At 52.5% G+C, this 21087-nt stretch carries 13 protein-coding genes; 3 read left to right on the forward strand and 10 right to left on the reverse strand.

Translation table 11 applies throughout. The features are described 5' to 3' along the window. Window positions 1-22 precede the first annotated feature (22 nt). Window positions 23-1495, reverse strand: a complete 1473-nt coding sequence (locus C3938_RS05075; RefSeq protein WP_105102118.1) for a DEAD/DEAH box helicase — start codon at window positions 1493-1495, stop codon at window positions 23-25. A gap of 600 nt (window positions 1496-2095) precedes the next feature. Here C3938_RS05075 and C3938_RS05085 point away from each other — a divergent pair. Continuing rightward, entirely contained in the window at window positions 2096-2359 is a 264-nt protein-coding gene (locus C3938_RS05085) for a helix-turn-helix domain-containing protein (RefSeq protein WP_158681576.1), read from the forward strand. A 115-nt stretch (window positions 2360-2474) separates the two neighbouring features. Here C3938_RS05085 and C3938_RS05090 read toward each other — a convergent pair whose 3' ends face one another. The 4 genes from C3938_RS05090 to C3938_RS05105 form a co-directional block, all read right to left on the reverse strand. Next, window positions 2475-2864 (reverse strand): hypothetical protein, encoded by a 390-nt coding sequence (locus tag C3938_RS05090; RefSeq protein ID WP_105102121.1) that lies wholly within the window; start codon window positions 2862-2864, stop codon window positions 2475-2477. A 2-nt stretch (window positions 2865-2866) separates the two neighbouring features. Beyond that, complete coding sequence (locus C3938_RS05095; protein ID WP_105102122.1) at window positions 2867-5047, reverse strand: hypothetical protein; 2181 nt, start codon at window positions 5045-5047, stop codon at window positions 2867-2869. Continuing rightward, window positions 5044-6456 (reverse strand): hypothetical protein, encoded by a 1413-nt coding sequence (locus C3938_RS05100; RefSeq protein WP_199775492.1) that lies wholly within the window; start codon window positions 6454-6456, stop codon window positions 5044-5046. The genes C3938_RS05095 and C3938_RS05100 overlap by 4 nt, the downstream gene beginning before the upstream one ends. Window positions 6457-6623: 167 nt before the next feature. After that, complete coding sequence (locus tag C3938_RS05105) at window positions 6624-7856, reverse strand: site-specific integrase (RefSeq protein ID WP_105102124.1); 1233 nt, start codon at window positions 7854-7856, stop codon at window positions 6624-6626. Window positions 7857-8017: 161 nt separating this feature from the next. Between C3938_RS05105 and ettA the strand changes: the two genes are divergently transcribed. Beyond that, window positions 8018-9709 (forward strand): energy-dependent translational throttle protein EttA, encoded by a 1692-nt coding sequence (gene ettA / locus C3938_RS05110; protein ID WP_105102125.1) that lies wholly within the window; start codon window positions 8018-8020, stop codon window positions 9707-9709. Window positions 9710-9870: 161 nt separating this feature from the next. Here ettA and C3938_RS05115 read toward each other — a convergent pair whose 3' ends face one another. Then, the gene (locus tag C3938_RS05115) at window positions 9871-12762 is read right to left on the reverse strand and encodes a TonB-dependent receptor (RefSeq protein WP_105102126.1); all 2892 of its coding nucleotides are present in this window, start codon (window positions 12760-12762) and stop codon (window positions 9871-9873) included. Between the two features lie 1080 nt (window positions 12763-13842). Between C3938_RS05115 and C3938_RS05125 the strand changes: the two genes are divergently transcribed. After that, window positions 13843-15675 (forward strand): ATP-binding protein, encoded by a 1833-nt coding sequence (locus C3938_RS05125; RefSeq protein WP_105102128.1) that lies wholly within the window; start codon window positions 13843-13845, stop codon window positions 15673-15675. Window positions 15676-15777: 102 nt separating this feature from the next. Here C3938_RS05125 and katG read toward each other — a convergent pair whose 3' ends face one another. The 4 genes from katG to C3938_RS05140 all read right to left on the reverse strand — a co-directional run bounded on the left by katG (window position 15778) and on the right by C3938_RS05140 (window position 21060). Further along, on the reverse strand, window positions 15778-18000 hold the full coding sequence (gene katG, locus C3938_RS05130; RefSeq protein ID WP_105102129.1) for a catalase/peroxidase HPI: 2223 nt from the start codon (window positions 17998-18000) through the stop codon (window positions 15778-15780). A 177-nt stretch (window positions 18001-18177) separates the two neighbouring features. Beyond that, window positions 18178-19887: a diguanylate cyclase gene (locus C3938_RS05135; protein ID WP_105102130.1), complete on the reverse strand. Its 1710-nt coding sequence runs from the start codon at window positions 19885-19887 to the stop codon at window positions 18178-18180. 105 nt (window positions 19888-19992) lie between these two features. Beyond that, the gene (locus tag C3938_RS17790; protein ID WP_158681577.1) at window positions 19993-20145 is read right to left on the reverse strand and encodes a hypothetical protein; all 153 of its coding nucleotides are present in this window, start codon (window positions 20143-20145) and stop codon (window positions 19993-19995) included. Between the two features lie 3 nt (window positions 20146-20148). Continuing rightward, window positions 20149-21060 carry an SMP-30/gluconolactonase/LRE family protein gene (locus tag C3938_RS05140; RefSeq protein ID WP_105102131.1) on the reverse strand — a complete coding sequence of 304 codons (912 nt, stop codon included), beginning with the start codon at window positions 21058-21060 and terminating at the stop codon, window positions 20149-20151. Between the last annotated feature and the right edge of the window lie 27 nt (window positions 21061-21087).

Below are 21087 nucleotides of genomic sequence, written 5' to 3' on the forward strand. Positions count from 1 at the left end.
AGAACACAACGCAAAGATTTTCCTAGCACAATGAATGCCCTAATGGAAGGGACAATAGCTCAGCAGATAACGTTGCACTGGATCCAAAGCCACTATTACTTATCTCTACCAGCTTCTGAGTGAAGCTTCCGGAAACATCGATACTTGCCTCATATGATTGAGCCAGTGTCACCAAGGAATTGCTTGTCCTTAAGGATCCAACCAGCTCATCATCAGAATTAATAGAAATTTCTGCTTCCGACCGCTTATCACATCCTGTCCCATCTAGATCATAGTGAGATGAGTTCGAAACATAGCTTCCCTGGCTGTTCGAGCAAATGGAACTAAACGTTAGAATATTTGATTCTGGAATATCCTCAGATACCCTCCGAGCGTATTCGACTAAAGTCGGCTCGGCAGGCATAAAAAGATAGCCTTTTTCACCTGATTCCTCTGTAGCGCGAAGAATCCGCCCAAGTACTTGGCGAAAATATAGCTCCGTTTTTACACGAGTTAAATAGCAACATACTTTCAGACGTGGTAGGTTCGTGCCTTCGCTGATCATGCCGACAGAGATGATCCACTTATTGCTGCTATTACGGAAATTACGAATAGTCGCTAACGGATTATTATCGACATACGTTGCGATCTCCGCTGTCACATTGAGCTCTCTACGCAGCAAGTGAGCGATTTTTCGCGCGTGACTAACGGAAGTTGCAACGATAAGCCCCCCAGAATTAGGAGATTTAATTCGCAACCTTTCCAGTCTGTCGGCCGCTCTACGAAGCATTTCAGAGATTAGCGTTTCGTTATCAAGAAGATTCTGGTAACTACAGTCTGAGTCCGATAGCAACTCAGAAAAAGAGGAATAGCAATGGGAATCAGGGCCATCTGTAACACATATTTTAGAGTTATCGACCGCGATAATTCTCGGTTCCCTACAAACGCTATCATAGATTGCTTCAGCCAAACCATAACGATAGTCGCAATGTACCTTGCCCGACGCTTTACAGTAATCCGCCAATACAATAGGAATGTTATCCGACCTCCATGGAGTACCCGTCAAAGCAAGTGAATACAGAGCTCTGCCACGGATATTGCGGTGAATAGTTTCTCCCCAGCTATTACTCTTTCCTTCCTGGTCGGCTGCGCAGTGATGGATTTCATCGAAGATCACGAAAACTCGATAGCTGTCTAGGATATCCCAAAAAGAAGTATCCAAAGAGCTCATCGCTTGATAAGTCAGAGAGCAACCGCCAGCACCAATACGTCCACTCAAACTCCTGCCAGTACTGGCCTCAAGCTCTCGACGAAAATCTTCCGCTACCACAATCGCAGGCGAAAAACACAGCACCATGTCGATCATCCCAGCGTCAAACAGCCGTTTAGCGAGAACGGATGCCATTACAGTCTTTCCAGCCCCAGGTGTAGCCAAACACATGAAGTGGCGAAAGCCTGAGCAATACGATCCAAACGCCCGAGAGATACTCTCGGACTGCCAACGTCGTAGGTTCATAGTGATTAAGGGGCCGGGTTGAGGTCTATCAGAGACTCTAAAACTCTCACTTTCCCAAGAGTTTTAGCGTATTCCTCTCGGGTCTGGTCATACTGTCCCTGAATCCTAGATTTCAGGATCGGCTCTGCTTGGACAATAGCCTCATATTCCTCGAGAGCACCCGTTGCAGACAGCATATCTGTACGATATTTGTTCAGCTTTTGTCTGAGGGTACGCACTACCTCAGCAGATAATGACTCTGCCCTCGCTATCGGGGCACCATTTGTGCCAGTACAAGTATTCGTCAGCGACTCCAATCGCGAATGATCTTTTATACAGTACTCGATCGGATGAGGCTGGCCAGTATTGATCCGCTCGACAGCTCCGCACTCTTCAAGCTTACGTAGGTGTCGCTTCACTAGCTGACTGACTACTTTCTTTGGCTTGGAGGTATCGCCAACCAGCTCTTGATATGCATCCCTGAACCGGGGTACAGAAAAGGTCTCAAATCTCCCCGAACGTAGCAGGGAGACAATCTCGGGCTTTACCTTCAAGGCTTTCATAATACATCTACGTGTCTCGAATTTCGCGCCATTGTACTTCGTCTCTAACATCGAGACAATGAAGCGAACCCACTACTCATACGAACACGAGAAGCTCCGCGAATGGCTTAAACAGCAACGGGAGGAGCGGGGTTTGTCTATCCGCGCAGCAGCTGACCTCGTAGGCCGACATCACTCGATCATTGGAAAGATTGAACAGGAGCGGAAGCGGATTGACATCGCGGAATTTGTAGAGTATTGCCTGGTGCTACAGGCAGACCCCCATGAGGGGGTCGATGTTTTGATAGAGGCCCTAACAAAAAGTAGAAGAAAGAAGAGCTAATGCGCCCAGGTGTAGTGGTCGACTCTTTTTGGCCACTGAACTCTGAGTGATCTTCCCCCCGCTTTAACGGACACAGAATTTCTAGTCGATCCTCGCTGCTGAACCATCCCGATTGCTACCTAAGCGATGAAACGGGTTGCTCTAACTTTTCCAGCGACACCCCGTGCATATCCGCATTGGCCTGCCAAATCACAAAACGTTGCAGGAGCTGTTGGTTCACCGCTTGTAGCTGTTGCAGGGCTTTTGACAGCGCCTCAATCTGTTCGTTTGCCTTATGTATATCTTTGATCCAATCCGCCTTTTGAGTCGATTTTCTCAGCGCTGCCTTTCGGTCTTTGTAAGCCATATTAATAGCAGGAACTGCGGCCAGCGCCTGACGAGTGCGGCTGATACTTAGCTTGATCTTGCAGGCTTCCACTAGCGACGGCCAAGTGAGCTTAGAGTCGGACCAGTTGTTGATAATTTTGATGATTTTAACCACGTCTTTGTCAGTTAGGTGCCCCACTGTTAATTCCCAAACCGGTTGTTAAGTGCAATCAATTCATCGAGCGACGGCAAGGCTGTAGATTTTTTCTCAGCCTCGATTGTTTCGACCTCTATCAGGCCTGCCATAACGGCAGCATTATTGGTCAGATTCCAGCCATTGTCTCGGTTCCATACAATAGAGCCGTCCTCAAGCTCAGGGCTTTCCAGCAACGCAATGAGCGCATCACATTTAGCCAGGTCTTCCGCAGACTTCTTGATCCAAATTTCGGCCCCCAGAGCCCCCTCTGATTTCGCTTTTTCGGCCTTTTGGTGGGACTTGTTTATCGCCTCTCGCTCTCGCTTGAGGTTCGACAATTTCACATCATCCCCTTTTACACAGCCCAATAAACCGCAGGTAAGACAAGCGCCCATTTTTGGACAAGGAGACATTGCAAAGGAGTGCGCACATAGCCCAAGGTGAGTCTTGTGAATTAATCTGTCTGAATCGCCTTGCAGTTCGATGACGTCACTTAGCTTAAGTGGCTCGTTGGTTGTGATTTTCTCCAGCAGCTCAGTATTGCTGGTCTTAGTACCAGGGTGGAACTGAGCGACCCGCTGGGTCTTCTCTTCGATCGTCTCATGGTTGTAGACCGAGCCCATGCTGGTGCGCCCTGAAAAAGCGTCGATCAAAAACTGACTCAGCCCGGCACGGTGCATCTGTGTGTTCAGCTCATGGCGAAACGCATGTGAATTTACCGAGATCTCACCATATCCGTGGCGCTCGAAGATGCCTTCGGCACTGCCACGACCCCCAAGCTGTGCAGCCATGCGCGACTGGTTCGCAGCGATCTCCACACCAAAATCTTTTGCCTTGCAGACCGCACTCCTGCTCACAAGCGCCCCTATACGAACGGTGAACAAAGCTTTGCTGAACTTGATGCGCTCCTTGCCGTCTTCGTAAGGCGTCGTGTACGGAAAATGCTTTGGCAGGTAGCGATCACGAACCAGCACGTTGAGCATGCCTAATGTGATTGGGGTGTCGTTAAAGGTTAGCGAGACCAAGCGCCCTTCTGAGAAGTTCCGCCTGCCCTTGCTCGTATCCCAGCCCTGCAAGATTTGATCAAGAATCGCGCAAGCGTTCTCGCTCAAAGTATCGCGCTTCTTATTAAGCCTCTTCAGAAAGTCATTCTTAAATCTGGTTCGCGGAGTCCTCCCAGGTTCAATCTTAAGCGCCTGACATACCTCAGCATAGGTTAAAGGTTGATCGGACTCTTTGCTTGGCACGCCGTCATGTTTAGGAAATTGGTTGGGGTTATCTTCGAGCCACTGCGCGTACTCTCGAGCCTCCTTACAGATCGGCTCTAGCAAGCGCAATGCACGCTCGACTGCGGGCTCCATCCCCCGCACTACTGGCTTATGCATCCTCTTCTGCATCTTTTCGGCATAGCAGTGTAGGAACATGCGCTCATTACCGTCTGCGCCGATCTTGTGAAACACACAGTCGTGAGGCAGATCGGAAAGCTCACCGACGCGACTCGGCGCGCTTAACAACAAAACGCAAGCAGACGTCACAACGATGTCTAAAGGGTTCGTTTGTTTGTTGTTGAAAATCGTCCCCAGTGCTGTCAGAGACTCCCTACTGGGAAGCTTTTTCTCAGCATCTTTCTGCTGTTGCTTTAAGCTGCCTCGCTTAGGCCTCCGAACGGGGGAGACCCAACGAAAGTCTTCTTTGAGGAGCCTCTTTTCCCGCATGAGCGTGACTACCTGCCCTAGCCCAATGCTTGTCATGTAAGCGTTTTTCGGAGCATAGGTTTCGTTAAGGAAATCACAGGCGCGGTTACATACCGCAGCCGAAATCAACGTCGCATCGCATCCGTCGGTAAGCTCAACCAAGGCAGCCTCAAGCGCGCGCGCAGCGCCCAATATCGCATTGACGTTTTTGCGCAGTTGAAAACACTTCCTTCGAACCACAAGCGCCTTCACAAAATCAACAAATTGCGCCTGCATTTCAATGGTTTTTTTTCCAGTGGAGCCCAATGCGGTGAAGGCAGAGCCAGAAATGCCGTGTGCGTGCCAGCTATTAGCCTCCCAAACGATTGTGTCGTAAACCTGACCGGCCTGAATGGCATGATTTATAATCGTTTTTGCCCACTGGATGAACTCGGCCAAATTCACTTGTGCGTCCTTCTGTGATTTAGGACTAAAATCTACAATGTTGCTCACACTTCGCCCTTCCCATCAGACTCCCCAGCTTTAAGCGCCTTGCAATCCAAAATGACCTTTCGGCACGCCAGAATGGCTCGATCCCACAATACACCCGTGATCTTGTCTTCCGATATGGCTTGCGCGCGTCGCCCTTCCAGGTGCTCCAACGCTTCCCGATGGTTTCCGTCCAATAGCGGCTGAAACTTCGGGCAGGAATAACACGAATAGGGCACATCTAAGTGGCACATTGCGTCGGAACCACACACGGCCAAATCCTCGATTTGGCGGTCAGCTTGCTCACCGTTGATCGCCTCGCCCCGATCCCTGACGATACGCCCCGTAAAGGCATTAACCACCACCGCCAGGTGGTCGCTCATTTTCTCGTCGATTAGCTTCATCAGGTCGGCTGACACCTGACGGTACTTTCGGGTGGATCTGCCATCTTTTTGTAGCAGCGCGCTGGCAATCTCATACTCGGTACGCCCCTCGTTAGCGAGATCGGTACCAACCGTGTGGCGAAAGCGGTGTCCTTTGCTGATTATTAGGGGTTCTTTAGTGCGATGTGAAACGGGGAATCCCTCCATTGACTGCATGGATTTCAGCCATTTTATTGTTGTTCCTGCAGCGATGTGAAACCCCGGGCTAGGTGCCGCCTCCAGGTCTTTATGATTCGGTCGGTCAACCAGAACAGGCAGGTTGAAACCGCGTTTCTTATCGCGGTCGCGTTTCCGAGTAAAGATTGGGACATTGCCAATTGCCGTATCCCAATCTGCTGAATCGGGATATTGCTTCTTGAGCGTTTCAAGGGTCACCTTGCGGTAGGCTTGAATGAGGTTGTAGTGCTCCTTGCTTAGGTTGAAAGTCTCCGATTTGCCTCGCCACTGAGCATCCCTATCTTTTTCCTTCGCATAAAATATGCGGATTTTGTGCTTACCGTCTTCCACAAAAAAGTCGTCAAACACCCACATCCGTTGCTGGACACCTCGCTGGCCGTAAATCAGAAGCAACAGTACATAGAGAAAACGCTCGAACGCTAACTCTCCAGCACTAAACTGCTCATGAATCCACTGGTATAGCGTATCAGCTTCGGCCCTTGTCAGCGGGCCCTCTTCTGGATCGAGCCTCGTAATGACATCGCCTGACGACTGCTTTTTCCTGGGTGTATCGGTATACGCCTCCACCAAGGCTCTGCTGGGTTTGGAATCCAAATCCGATTCAGCCCAAAATCGGATGAAGCTTGCCAGGCCTGCAAACTCACTAGGAGTAGAGCGCCCCCTCAGACCGATTAAGTCATTTTGATTCAGCGGGTTCAGCCCGTCCTTTGCTCCGCGAGATAGGCAGTAAGTAAGCAGAACCACTGTGACCTGAGCGCGTTCAGACATGTAAAGCGCGAGTGCCGCCTGTAGCCAAGTCTGCATCTCGGGCATAACGCAAGCCACAGCGGCTTGCCAGTTCACGCTGGGCGCGGTCGGATCAGGCCGCCACATAGCCTCCGCAGGGATGAATGGCTTCCCGCACTTGGCAACTCGGGGCTCGGAGATCCATTGGCTGAACGACTCCTGCGTCGGACTGCAAAGCGCCGTTACCGAGATGCTCATAGGTCGGCCTCATTGATGCTGAATCGTTTAGCACGCCTCTGAATCGCTTTGTCCGCCTCTTCGCGCCAGAACTTCGCGCCATACAGCTCAGGCATCTTTGAATCAGGACTCCAGCCAAACATCCACGTCAATACCTTTTGAACCTTCGTGCTTCGGTCCTCGGGCGTCAAGATGTCCAACTCTTCTTTCATCGATGCCAAGAGGGTGTAAACACAGTCGTGCCGCAAAGTATGTGGGTGCACATCGTTCAATTCTGGCGCCACTGTTTTTACGCGCGCCAGAACTTCGTTAAGCCCGTTTTCACTCAAGGCGACGCCCTCGCTTTTGCCATGAGAAACCAACAAAAACGGGTGTTTGCGCGCTGCCGACGCCTTGCCCTTACGCTCACGATATTTGCTCATGTAGTTCTCGATAGATCGCGCCAATTCATCAGGCATATGAATCTCACGCTCGTGTGTTTTGAATTGCGGCGCTGACGTTCGAGCGTCGATTCTCGGGTCTTCCAGGTCAACAACCTTTAACCTGCTATTCCAGGCGGAGATATCGCTCACCTTCAGCAGAAGCATTTCTGAGCGCCTGAGCCCCATCGTCAGCCCCAACTCCAAGATGATGTAGTTACGCAATTTCAGTGCGTCACTAGAGAAGGGATTATCTGGGCCTTCAGGGTGCATCACCTCACGAATTCGTTTGCGCTGGCTATCAGTCAGCCCTACTGCATCCTGAAGCTTTCGCCGCTTAAAGCTGGGCCGATTCGCGTTGAGTTTTCTTTTCAGACGATTTTTAACATCGTCAATTGCCGAATGCTTGCTATCACGATCACCCGCCTTGTCATACAGAAACTCTATGTAGTTGCACACCACTTCAACACGCTGCTCAAAGTGCTTGCTGCTGACGTATTGATGCGCAGGACGTAACAAGCGGGCGCCCGCGTACTTTTGGGTCAGACTTGATTTCGCCAGCCCCGCATCCGCAACAAATTGGGAAAGCTCCTCATCAGTGAGATAATCAGAACGTGGGCGAGATTGCAGGCGCGCAACCAAGTCGATGCTGTACGCATCAAGAAAATCCTGAAACATCGCCAAGTGTGCCAAGTATTTCGCTTGCGAGGTTACCTTACTCTGTAGTTGTTCCGCGGTAATCCAAAGATTGGGGTAGTAGAGCGGCATTCCATCGCGAACGAGCAACTTACGCCTGCGCTCGTACAGTGGTATTTCGATCACTTGAAGCATCCTATCCCCCCCCTTAAACTCTAAGCTCTAAACTTTACAAGTTCCACTATAGTGGGAAGGCGGCAGGCGTCAAGAGAAACTTTACACTTTAGGATGGTGTGTTTTGAGTCATTACGCTCGCCCTAAATTCCTAAAAAACTGCAACTAAGAGGCCATAGTAGATGGCAAAACACAACGAACCTGGACAATCGGGCGGATACGTCTATACAATGCACCGCCTGGGCAAGGTTGTTCCTCCCAAGCGCGAAATTCTGAAAGATATTTCCCTGTCCTTCTTCCCCGGCGCCAAAATCGGCGTACTGGGCCTGAACGGCGCCGGCAAGTCCACCCTGCTGCGCATCATGGCCGGCGTGGATCAGGACTTTAACGGCGAGGCCCGCGCCATGCCCGGTATCAATGTCGGCTACCTGCCGCAGGAGCCGCAGCTGGATCCCGCCAAGAATGTGCGCGGTAACGTGGAAGACGGTATGCGCGAGGCCATCGATGCCCTCGCCGGCCTGGAGCAGGTCTACGCCGACTACGCCGAGCCCGACGCGGATTTCGATGCGCTGGCGAAGAAGCAGCAGAAATTTGAAGACGTCATCCACGCCTGGGATGCCCATAACCTCGAGCACCGCCTCGAAGTCGCCGCCGACGCCCTGCGCCTGCCCCCGTGGGATGCGGATGTGAACAACCTGTCCGGTGGTGAGAAGCGCCGTGTGGCCCTGTGCCGCCTGCTGCTGTCACGCCCCGACATGCTGCTGTTGGATGAACCGACCAACCATCTGGACGCGGAATCCGTCTATTGGTTAGAACGCTTCCTGCACGACTTCGACGGCACGGTGGTGGCGATCACCCACGACCGCTACTTCCTCGACAACGTCGCCGGCTGGATTCTGGAGCTGGACCGTGGTCAGGGCATTCCCTGGGAGGGTAATTACACCACCTGGCTGGAACAGAAAGAGAAGCGCCTTGAGCAGGAGCAGCGCGGTGAGCAGGCGCGCGCCAAGGCCATGCAAAAAGAACTGGAGTGGGCGCGCCAGAATCCGAAGGGTCGCCAGTCCAAGAGCAAGGCCCGCCTCGCCCGTCTCGAAGAAATGCAGTCCCAGGAATTCCAGGCCCGCAACGAGACCAACGAAATCTACATTCCGCCGGGTGAGCGCCTTGGCGACAACGTGATTGAATTTAACAACGTATCCAAGGGCTTCGGCGATCGCCTGCTGATCGACAACCTGTCGTTCCGCGTGCCCAAGGGCGCGATCGTCGGTATCGTCGGTGGTAACGGCGCGGGTAAATCCACGCTGTTCCGGATGATCAACGGTAAAGAGCAACCGGATTCCGGCGAAATCAAAATCGGTGAAACCGTACAGATCGCCAGCGTCGACCAGAGCCGTGAAAACCTCGACAACAACAAAACCGTGTGGGAATGCATTTCCGACGGCCACGACATTCTGAAGATCAACAACTACGAAGTGGGATCGCGCAACTATATCGGCCGCTTCAACTTCAAGGGCAGTGACCAGCAGAAACGCGTGGGCGAACTCTCCGGTGGTGAGCGCGGCCGCCTGCACCTGGCCTACACCCTGAAACAGGGCGCCAACGTGCTGCTGCTGGACGAACCGTCCAACGACCTGGACATCGAAACCCTGCGCGCCCTGGAAGAAGCCCTGCTGAGCTTCCCCGGCTGCGCCATGGTGATCTCGCACGACCGCTGGTTCCTCGACCGCGTGGCGACCCACATCCTCGCCTACGAGGGCGACAGCAGTGTGGTGTTCTTTGAGGGTAACTACACCGAGTACCACGAGGATTTCGTGAAGCGCAATGGTGAAAATGCTACACCGCACAGGATGCAGTACAAGAAGTTGAAAACCTGATTTTTAATCAGCAAATCAAAAATCAGAGCCCGCATATTGCGGGCGTTCTTTATTCTGGCTTTTGAAAAAAAAGCCAACCCGAAGAGGTTGGCCAAAGTAAGAGAGGCTTTCCGATTGATCAAGCACAGGACTGAGCAATCGGATTTTTTATTTCAGTTAGCTTAATTAAAGTCGTAACGAACACCGAAACGGATGCTACGCGGGGCCTGATACCGGAACGGCAAGCCGTAAGTCTCGCCACTCAGCTCATCTACTTCGGTTACGGTATCATTGTCGAAGATATTGAACACATCCAGAGACAACAACAGTTTCTGGTTGTTGGCGAACGCTAGCGGGTACTGAGCATTCAGATCCAAGTTCCAGTAGTTCTCGCCTGTACCCATGCTCGCACGCGGCACCAACTCTCCATCACAGTAGAAGGACTCTTGACCATAGGCTGCTGCGAAATCGTCATTCGGGTGAACGCCGAAGCAGTTCTGCGGGCGGCCGGTCTGCCACATGAAGTTGGCACCCATGCGAAGTCCCATGTCAAAGGCGTAAGTGCCAAAAGCCTTCACGGTGTGGCGACGGTCGTTCGGCAGATTTCCGTAACCACCATCCAGCAGTCCAGGCTGATCAAAGTTGGTGGTCAGACCAGCATCGTCCTGCCCATTATCGGAGCGCACGTAACCTTCGTTGTTACCCCAGCTATGCCCCCAAGTATACGAGGCATCCATGGACCACTTGCCATCGAACGGGCGCTTGAATGTAAACTCCAGCGCCCCGTACTGGCGCTTAGCTTCCGGATAACGCAGTTGGTCGGCAGACAGCGCCACAAACTCGTCCATTTCCGGGATATAGACGTTCATGTCATTGCCTGGGTTGGTCAGCACATACTGGTGGAAGCCAGTAAATACGTCTTCAACCGTATCGCCATCCACTTTAGACGCATCCCATGAGCCCGTGGAGTTGTAATAATCGATTACTGCAGCATCGATTGCCACATCCTCAATAGAGGTTTCCAGGTTACGGTAGATACCTTTGGCACCTAGGATGTAACCGGCATCCGTGGCAATCTCGTAACCAAGGATGAACTCAGATTGGTACATTGGCTCGATGTTGGTATCTACCAGACTGCGAGTATCTGGTACATCCCCATTGCTGTAGATTTCAGTACCTACCACGGTAGTGCCTACGTTACAGGGAGTTGCGTCAGCATTCTGACATTTTCCGTCCCAGTCGTAGAACTCGTGAATGTAAGTTTCCGCACCGGACATACGAATATTGGTATTGGACGCAATCGGCAGGTAATAGGTACCCCAATTGGCGAAAACCTTCTGGTTACCTGCACCGGTCGGATCCCAAACCACGGACAGGCGCGGCGCCCACTGGTCTTCCACCTTGATGAAGCTGGCACCTTCGGCATTCTTGTTATCGAAAGTTTCGTTACGCAGACCAGCTTGCAGGGTCAGGGTATCAGTAAGATCCCACGTGTCCTGAATATAGAATGCGTTGGATACCGTTTCGAACTCACCTCCCGACATGTAAATACGCTTACGTACGTTCGGGCCATCCGGGCATACTGAGGTTTTCTCACAACTGTAAACGCCGTATGGGTCCAACATCCAGTAAACACCACCGGAGTTAATGGTATCCGCTATAGAGGTATTCACCTCGTTGTCCACCCCTACTTCGATGAAGTGATCATTCAGATCCCAAGAAAAATCCACACGAGTCATCTGCCGCTTGTCTTCACCTGTCTCCACGGTAAAGTTACCCCAATTACCAGTTGCACTCAGCTGTGATTGGTCATTGGAAATATAAACGACAGGAATATCAGCAGTATCTGGAGAGGTTGTGCGGTTTGCTTCGTTTTCTCCGTAGGATACAGACAAAGTCATGGTGTCGGTCAGATTGCCGGTGTAAGTAGCAATCCAGTTTAAGCCACCCTCGGCATAAGTCGTATCACCAATATAATCGCCAACGGTTTCGGTCTCGTGGTCGTATACATAAGCGCTTTCAATTTCATCGCGCTCATCACTGAAAGCGGTCAGCTCCACACGGTGGTTTTCGGTGATATAGCCGTCCAGCTTAACACCCCAGAAGTCAGCTTCTTCCTGAGATTTGTAGCCGCGTGGGCTTAGGATGCCATAGTACTCTTCTTCGACATTCTGGTGGTTATATAGTGCATAAAAGAACAATTTGTCTTTAATGATCGGACCGGACGCGTAGATGTTGTAGTTATCCTGCTGGAACTCGTCTTGGTCGTTGTCCGCGGAAAAGGTATTTGGCGCAGTGGAGACATCCTGATCATAGTAAAAGCTAGACCCGAACTTGAATTCGTTAGTCCCGCTTTTGGTAGTGGAGTTCATTACACCACCAGTGGAACGACCGAATTTAGCCGAATAACCGCCGGTCTTAACCTGAATGCTGTCATAAAACTCGAAGGGCACTTCTGAAAAGCCCAAACCATTGCGGAAGTTAGTGGTGTTTAGACCATTAACGTAACTTACGTTTTCTGCAACGGACGCACCGGCGAAACTGGCATTATTACCGAATGCACTGTCCCCTTTGCTCACACTTGGAGCCAGCATAGTCACAGAGGTCAGGTCACGAGCAACAGGAAGCTCCATCAATTCGTCAGCAGACAATACCATGCCAGACTCAGCGATACCCACGTCTACCTGGGAAATACGCTCACCAGTGACCAGTACCTCTTCCACCCCAGAGCTATCACCCAGATAGATCGTAGTAGTTCCACCAAGGCCGACAACAGCATCCTGGGTATCAATAAGCTCGCCGTTTTCAAAAACCTGCAATTGATACTTACCTGGAGTCAGGTTACCAAAACGGAAACTACCATCCGCAGACGCACTAATTTCTTTGGTGATACCACGAGAGGTATCTGTCAACTTGATAACAGAGCTAGATTCAGCGCCAATAACAGAACCGCGAATGGTACCGGTAGTGTCGTCAGCAAACACAGCCGGAGCACTAGCAAATGCAGCCGTGCCAATGGCAAGTGCCAGAGCGCTTCTAGCGAGGTTGTGGCGCAGATTACGTGTAGAACTCATATGAGCCCCCCAAAGTTCGTCGTTTTATTTAGTTAGTGGTTTCTATGACCGCCCCCCAGCGGTCACAGTCCCAACACATAAGACTTAACGGATAAAACTGTCTATTCCTCAATAGTCAGGTGGTCGCTAATTGCTTATACCGGCTGATATACCGTGCGCCCGACCGGCCATGGCGCGTAAAATTAGAGCTGAGAATTAACAAAAAACTCTTAAAAAACATAAACTTACATAAAGCTTACAAAGTAAGCCGCTACAGCCAGTGCTTTTAGACCCAACTTCGGCCCTCGAAGAAATAAAAGAGGATGAAAAACTTTAAATTAAAGCAAATACTCAAGCCATCAGAATAAAATACACCATTAACATGATATGCGTCCCAAATTTTCATTATTTGCGATAAAATTTTACTAATTTTAATTTTTTGTTAAACATGCTGCATCCATCTCCAACAGGAGGTTAATTTTCATCCAAGAATTTCTTCACAGCGCAAGCTGCTCATAACTCAGGCGCCAGGCGTGCCCAACTTAGCAAAACGATCTCCCGATTCCTTTTAATGGCCTCAATGACGAGTGCAGCTGATACTATCTCCTGGACGCCCAAGCCCGATTTCGTTACTAGAAAACACCGTCTCAGAGTGAGGACCTCCACCGCACTCACTACCTCATAGATGGCGTGTTGCAGAGCCGTGAACAGGTGTCCACTCGAAAGCTGTCCCAATTCCCGCCCTATTTCAGTCCGGCCGTACAATGCAGGGCAAAGCCATTGCCCAATGGATTAAACATGCCTGAGTAACGCACCATTCTTTGGCTGTGGATGCAGGGGTAGGAGCAGGGTACGAAGATGTGTTGCGGATCGAGCCGCCATCATTATGGAAGATCATTATTTTTAGGGGAGGGTATCGCTATGTGCATTTGCAGAAGCAACTCTCTCATATAACCAGCACGCAATAAGTGCTTACCCCAACCCTGTGACCAGATTTTCGCTGTCGGCCACAGAAGCCACGGCAATGGATTACGGAAAGATTGCCGAGATCGCCGTGTTTGATTAGGGTGATGGAATATCGACGCCATTACAGACCTTGCCATGGATCTCTTACACGGGGCGCAATTACCGCTAAACCGCCGCTTTCTTTCTGGCAGCCTTGTAGTTCTGGCTGTATTTGGCGTCTGTGAATGGGGAATCACCCGGTGGGTCGCGCAGGAGTCGCAATTGATCGGCCTGGCGGCGAGGATATCGCTGGCAACCATGCTGGTGGGACTCGCCTGCTACCTCCTGTATCGTCGACAACGACGGCTCAGCAATCATCTGGCGGCCATGCTGGTCCACCAGGAAGATCTCAGCGAACGGTTACAACGGGAGTTGGCCCAACATAAAGCCACCGAGCAGGCACTCGCCGACCAGTTGCAGTTTCTCCAAATCCTGATCGATGCCATTCCTGCCCCGGTTTTCTACAAAGATGCCGAGGGTATTTATACCGGCTGTAATCGCGCATTCGAGGCTTTCCTGGGCAAATCCCGTACGGAAATTGTCGGCCGCTCCGTTTACGGGGTGTCACCCGGGCCACAGGCGCGGATTTATCACGAGAAGGACATCGAACTGATGCGCCAACGAGGGCATCAGGTTTATGAGTCCCAAGTGGTTTATGCGGACGGAACCCTGCACGATGTCGTGTTCAACAAAGCGGCGTATGAACTGGAAGATGGCCGTCTCGGCGGGCTGATCGGTGTGATTCTGGATATTACTGAACGTAAGACTCTGGAGCGGGATCTGGTTCAGGCCAAAGAAAATGCCGAGTTTTACAGCCGCTCCAAAACGCGGTTTCTGACAAACATGAGCCACGAAATCCGCACCCCACTCAATGCGATAGTCGGTTTTAGCCAGGTCCTGAACTACCGCAGTCGCGGATTCGAACTGCCGCAGGACTTTCAGGAGTTTCTGGAAAAAATCGCCATCAGCGGCCAGCAATTGGCTGAGCTGGTTAACGATGTACTGGATATTTCCCGTATCGAGGCCGGCAAGATTGAAGCGATAGATGAGAACGTCCGGCTGAGCGGATTGATTGACTGCATTCTGACGTCCTGTGAACCCCAGGCGATTCGCCAACGTCTGCGGATGAACTGCGACATAGATTCCCGCTTGCCCGATTTTATTCGCATTGATCGCGGCAAGCTTTCTCAGATACTAATCAACCTGATCGGTAATGCCATCAAGTTTTCTCCCGTCAATGAGGCCATTTTCATTCGACTGAAAAAGCAGGAAAGAGACAGTTTTTTGATCGAAATCTCGGACCGAGGGATCGGTATTGCACCGGACCAGCAGGCGATCATTTTTGAGCCCTTCGAACAAGTCGACAAGTCACAGAGAGGGCGGTCACGAGGCTCGGGGCTGGGGCTGCCAATCACTCGCAGCCTGGTGGAACTGCTTGGAGGAACCATCAGTCTGGAGAGCAACGAACACGCCGGTACATGTTTCAAAGTTGTACTGCCGCTTCGAGAAGGTAAGGGTGTAGATCCGCTGGTAGAAAACAACCGGGAAACGGTTCAGATACGAGACGGTATTCGCGTCCTGATCTTCGAAGACAACGCACTGAACCAGACACTGATGCAGGCATTTTGCGACGATCTCAGGCTTGAAGCCGCGTTTGTTGCCGATGGCCGCGAAGGGGTCCTGATGGCACAGGAAATGTGTCCGGACATGATTTTAATGGATGTGCAGCTGCCCGGACTCAGTGGCATCGAAGCGACCACGCAAATACGCCGGAATCCAAAGCTTTGCCACATTCCCATTATCGGCCTGTCTGCCGCCGCCTTCAGCGATCAGCAAAGCGCGGCCCTTGAAGCAGGTATGAACGACTACCTGACGAAACCAGTTGCCTTTCCACAACTGATATCCGTTATCAACAAACATCTGGGCTGACGCGTCGAAATAGAAATTGGGCGGCCGTGGGCCACCCATTTTTATCACATCCACAGACACGACGCCGTTCGCAACGATGTATCCTCTCTGTACACACTCCGATTACTGCAGATCGAAGCGATCCAGCGTCATCACTTTGCTCCACGCCTTGACGAAATCATTCACAAACTTTTCGCCATTGTCGTTAGTGGCGTACATTTCCGCCACCGCGCGCAGTTCAGAGTTGGAGCCGAAGATCAGGTCGACGGGAGTGGCCGTCCACTTCTTTTCTCCGGTCTTACGATCCACGCCTTGGTAGAGGCCATCTTCCTTGAAGGACCTGGACCACTTGGTATCCATGCTCAGTAGGTTTACAAAGAAATCGTTGCTCAAAGTTCCCGGCTTGTCGGTAAGCACACCGTGTGTACTGTTGTCATAGTTGGCACCCAGCGTACGCATTCCGCCCACTAGCACCGTCATTTCCGGAACACTCAACGTCAGCAGGTTGGCGCTGTCGATCAGCATGTCCACCGGCATCATGTGCGCCTCTTCGCTGTAGTAGTTGCGAAAACCATCAGCCTTGCGCTCAAGGAACGCAAAGGACTGCACATCAGTCTGTGCCTGAGTGGCATCGTTGCGGCCCGGTGTGAACGGCACGATAACGTCATAACCAGCCTTCTTCGCGCCCTGCTCGATCGCGGCCGCACCGCCCAGAACAATCAGATCCGCCAGAGAAACCTGTACCCCGCCTTTGGCCTCCCGGTTGAAGTCCTTCTGGATTTTCTCCAGCCGGTCCAGCACTCGGTCCAGCTCTTTCGGGTTGTTTACGGCCCAGTCACGCTGTGGAAGCAAACGTACACGCGCGCCGTTAGCACCACCGCGCATATCAGTACCGCGGAAGGTGGAGGCGGAAGCCCAGGCGGTACGCACCAGTTGTGGCACGGTCAGACCGCTCTTCAGGATTTTGCCCTTCAGTGCTGCGATGTCTTTATCATCGATCAGCTCGTAGTCTACTTCCGGAATCGCGTCCTGCCATATCAATACTTCCGCGGGCACCTCACTACCCAGATAGCGCGCGCGTGGCCCGAGGTCGCGGTGGGTCAGCTTGAACCACGCCTTGGCGAACGCCAGTTGAAACTCTTCCGGATTCTTATGAAAGCGCTCCGCAATTTTCTGGTAGTCGGGGTCAAAGCGCAGAGACAAATCAGTGGTGAACATCATCGGCGCGTGACGCTTGCCTTCAATATGCGCGTCCGGGACAAACTTTACCTGCTCGGCGTTTTTCGGCTCCCACTGCGTTGCACCTGCCGGGCTACTGGTTTTCACCCACTCGAAACCGAACAGGTTGTCCAGAAACTGGGAAGACCAGGCAATGGGGTTTGCGGACCAGGCACCTTCCAAACCGGAGGTGATGGTATCTTCCGAGTGGCCTTTGCCACACTTGTTTGCCCAGCCGAAGCCCTGCTCTTCAATCGCAGCGCCGCCCGGCGCGGCGCCCACACACTCTTCCGGCTTATGCGCGCCATGTGCCTTGCCGAACGTGTGGCCACCGGCGATCAGGGCTACGGTCTCTTCGTCGCTCATGGCCATACGCCCAAAGGTGTCGCGAATTCGCTCTGCCGCAAGTTTCGGGTCTGGATTGCCATTGGGGCCCTCCGGGTTCACATAAATAAGACCCATGTGATCCGCGGCAAGTGGCTTTTCCAGCTTGTCGCCATCGAAGCGTTTGTCGTTACCGACCCATTCACGCTCGGAACCCCAGTAGACCACGTCCGCTTCCCAGTCGTCTTCGCGACCACCAGCAAAACCGAAGGTTTTAAACCCCATGGATTCAAGGGCAACATTACCGGCCAGTACCATCAGATCCGCCCAGGAAATGGCGTTGCCATATTTCTGCTTAACCGGCCACAGCAATCGGCGGGCCTTGTCCAGACTTACGTTATCGGGCCAGCTGTTGAGTGGCTCGAATCGCTGCTGGCCACCACCGGCACCACCCCGGCCGTCGTATACACGGTAAGTGCCGGCACTGTGCCAGGCCATGCGGATGAAGAAGGGCCCGTAATGGCCATAATCTGCCGGCCACCAGTCCTGTGAGGTGGTGAGAACCGTCTCGATGTCGCTCTTGACTGCCGCCAGATCCAGCTGACTGAAGGCTTTCGCATAATCGAAGCCTTCGCCCATGGGATTGGACTTTTCCGCATTCATACGCAGTGGTTGCAGGTCGATACGACTCGGCCACCAGTCCTGATTGGACATCACTTCCGTGGCGGGGGCAGCATGTACATTGATGGCGATGGCTGTTGCCAGCGCCGGCATCAACAGGAGAGGGAAAGCTTTTTTGAGCATGGGATTGTGTTCCTTATTTTCTCATCAATAGGATGAGGAAATCCTATAGGCTCACACAATCACCTTGAAATTAGACGTTGTTATCGTCCTTATTAACAGGATTTATTTATATGGACAAAATAATAAATTTTTCATATCGACCTCATAGGTAGCAGCAATGTGCCGGACAAATGAGTATCAGAGATTTCCGCGGGGAAGTGCTTCACTATTTTCCAATATTTCGGCATCCACCGCGACAACACGGTTGCGCCCATCCCGCTTTGCTTTATAGAGCGCCCGGTCTGCCAGTTCAAAGAACTCAGAGGCCGACACTGCAGCGGCACCTTCCGTACTTGCTACGCCCACACTGATGGTCAGCCTCATGCTACCAAAGTCCATCTGCGCCACTTCCCGTACCAACCGCTCGGCCACCACCTTCGCAGCCTGGCTGGTAGTGCGCGGCAACAGCAGTGCAAACTCCTCGCCACCGTAGCGACAGGCCACCACGGGCTTTCGAACCAGTCGCTGGATCAGGTGCCCAATGGCTTTCAGGGCTTCGTCGCCACGAGCGTGACCGTATTCATCATTGATGGATTTGAAGTGATCGAGATCCAGTACCAACAACGCCAGCGGTGTACCGGTAAGAGTCGAATTTCCCAGCTCCCGCGGCAGCTGCTGATCAAAGTAGCCGCGGTTGTACAGGCCGGTAAGCTGATCGATGTACCCCCGCTTTTGTATTTCGTTGACCCGCGCACCCAGTGCCAGTGACAGCAATACCATCTCCAGTAGAGCACCGAACTGGAAGGCGTTGTGGGTCAGCGCATTGTGGGGCACCAGACCGAAGGTTTTCAGCATATACAGGATCACGCAAATAAGCAGCGTGGCCCACCCCACCAGAAAATAGCGCGCGGATAGAGATCCCCTCAGCAGACTGATCACACCCACCACCAGCAGCAGCACCGCCACCACCATCGTCAGCAATGCCAGACTCAGAATCATGGGGCCATAGCTGACAAATGGAGAAATGGCGGTCAACGGTACAATGGCATACAGCAGACCTCGGGAAACCCGATCGGTACGTGGCGCCAGCATGCGGCTGTTACAAAAGGTCCGGGTAAACTGGATGCCGAACACCAGGGTCATTCCCAGCAGAATCACCAGGCTCTGATTCGCCAACCAAGGATTCCCGGGCCACAGGTACTGGAATGATATGCCGTTATGCACACCGAAATAGAGACCGTAACTGACGGCATATCCCATGTAATAGACATAGGCTCTATCCCGTACGGCAATGAACAGGAAGAGGTTGTACATCACCAGTACCAGAAACCCGCCGTAGTATATCCCCAGCAGCAGTTGCTCCAGCCCCAGCTGTGACAGAAACGCGGTTGGTTCGCTGACGGAGAGCCCGATATTGAGCGCCCCTTCCGTCGCAAAGCGGAAATAGAAGGTGCGGTGACTGTTGGCCGGCAGCGTTACCGGAAAGACAAAATCTCTTAGGTTCAGTACTCGACTTGAAAACAGGCGGCGATAGCCGGTGGCGACCTGCTGCCACTGATCCGACGAGTCTTGAAACCAGAAATCCAGCCGATCAATCAGCGGGTAATCCTGCCGCAAGATAAGATCCCTCGGCACAGGAAGAGGATTATGCAAGGTAACCGCGACCCAGTATGCGGCATTGGTAAATCCGAAGTTGGCAGAGCGCCCGTGGAGAGGCTGTAGTTGTCGCTGATACTCGGCGGAGAGAATATCGTCGAAGTCGAGCTTCTGTTCGGCATCTCGCAACAAGAGCAGGTTATCCGTCAACGCGGATGGCTGCTGTCCCGCACTGATGGGAAATGGTCCCGACTGAGCGATGGAAGTCAGACACAGCAGTAACAGCCCCCAAATCCAGTAAGCAATCCGCATTACCGCACCTTCCTGCCTTTCCTGCAGTTCTTAACCAGGGTTTTCTCTACTCGACGGCGATATTATCACACAGCCGCGCCGGCCAGGCTTGTCATCAAACCGCGCCTAATTCATCGCTGGCTGCAGATACTTGTCGACAAAATCCACTACGGCTTCCACCGTCTGCAAGCGGGTTTCACTGCGAGCGAGATGATGGGTTTCATCTTCCAGCCCGATCAGTTGTACCATCTTTTTTGCCCGCTTGAGTTTCTTGTACATGCTCTACCGCCCAACCATTTCTTCCAGTAACTGAGCGGTGCCGAAGCGGAACCCCATCGCGCCCCGAAACGGTGTCTGAAATACAAAAAGATTACCCGCTTGCCATTCGCGATCCAGGGTCCACTCATTCAGGGATTCTCTGGCACTGGTAACAAACAACAGATCCATGTTCGGGCCGCCGAAAGTCACGCAGGTAGGCTGGCTGACGGGCACTGGTATCGCGCCGGCGAGCTTGCCATCGGGGCTGTAGCGCTGGATGCGGGCTCCACGCCATTGTGCCGACCACAGGTAGCCCTCCGAGTCCACCGTCGCACCATCCGGATAGACCCCGAGCATAGTGCGGGCGAAAATCTCCCGTCGGCCAAGATCCCCGCGCCGGGCGTCAAATTTGTAGCGGTAGATACTGCGATGTGGGGAGTCGGCAAAGTAAAAGTGGCTGGAATTGACGTCCCAGCAGCAGCCGTTGGAGATGTGTACTCCCGTCAGGTGCTCACTGACAACGCCGTTGGCTTCCAGGCAGTAGAGAGCCCCCGACGCTTCCTGTCGGTCGTCCTCCACCATGGTACCGGCCCAGAAGCGCCCCTGGCGATCGACCTTTCCATCGTTGAAACGAACTCCGCAGCCCCGTTCCAACAGGGTCTTTCGCCACAGAATCTCGCCGCGGCGGTAGTCAAACAGGGCGAATCCGGTTTCAAAAGCCGCAGCGATACAGTGTTCACGATCGGTAAAGGCAAACGCACACAGCCGCTCCGGGGTATCGAATACTTCGAGCACCCGCTCAGGCCAGGTGAGGCGATAGAGCTTGCACTCATGAATATCGGTCCACCAGACGCTCTGCTCTCTGTGGTTCCACAGCACACCTTCACCCAGGGTATTACGCACTTCAATAGCATCTATGCGCTGCACTTCCAGCATATGAGCCTCATTATTATCGCCTCGCTT

The sequence above is a fragment of the Microbulbifer pacificus genome, assembly GCF_002959965.1.
Taxonomy (GTDB): domain Bacteria; phylum Pseudomonadota; class Gammaproteobacteria; order Pseudomonadales; family Cellvibrionaceae; genus Microbulbifer; species Microbulbifer pacificus_A.